The organism is Pseudomonas sp. EL_65y_Pfl2_R96, from assembly GCF_963970905.1.
In the GTDB taxonomy this organism is placed as follows: domain Bacteria; phylum Pseudomonadota; class Gammaproteobacteria; order Pseudomonadales; family Pseudomonadaceae; genus Aquipseudomonas.
Genome location: NZ_CAXAQH010000259.1, coordinates 1 through 495, shown reverse-complemented (window position 1 = coordinate 495; position 495 = coordinate 1). Strand labels below are relative to the sequence as shown.

Annotated in this window: 1 protein-coding gene and 1 pseudogene; both read left to right on the top strand. The window is 56.4% G+C overall.

The annotated features are described in order from the left end of the window. Positions 1-148: pseudogene (locus tag AACY49_RS30515) on the top strand (imelysin family protein); the annotation flags it as partial. A gap of 113 nt (positions 149-261) precedes the next feature. Next, positions 262-495 (top strand): transposase (locus AACY49_RS30510; protein ID WP_445262684.1); only part of this gene is annotated, 234 nt, incomplete at its 3' end.

Here is a 495-nt window from a genome sequence, read left to right as displayed (position 1 = left end):
ATTGATCGCCGCCGGCAATACCGCTGGCAACCAGATCGTGCGCGACGCCATCGCCTCGCTGGTCAAGCAGACCGGTTCGATCGAAGCCGCAGCCGGCAAGCTGGGCATCACCGACCTGAACCTGGACAGCGCTGATCACGAATTCTGATCACGCTTGTCTGACTGAAAAAGGCGACCTTCGCAGACTGTGTGAAAACCTAGCAATCTGCGCAGCGCTCAATGAAAATGCTCCGTATCGAAAGATACGGAGCATTTTTCGTTATGGCCTACATCCAAGGAGAGTCTCGCAGCCAGACCAGCGTGTTCCCGGCCTCGCTGGAGGAACTGATCCCCGAGGATCACCTCGTTCGTGTGATCGACCTCTACGTCGCCAAGCTGGATCTGGTGCAACTGGGCTTTGACAAAGCGTTGCCCAAAGGCACCGGGCGCCCCTCTTATGATCCTGCCGATCAGCTAAAACTCTATCTCTACGGCTATTTCCAACGGATTCGCTCC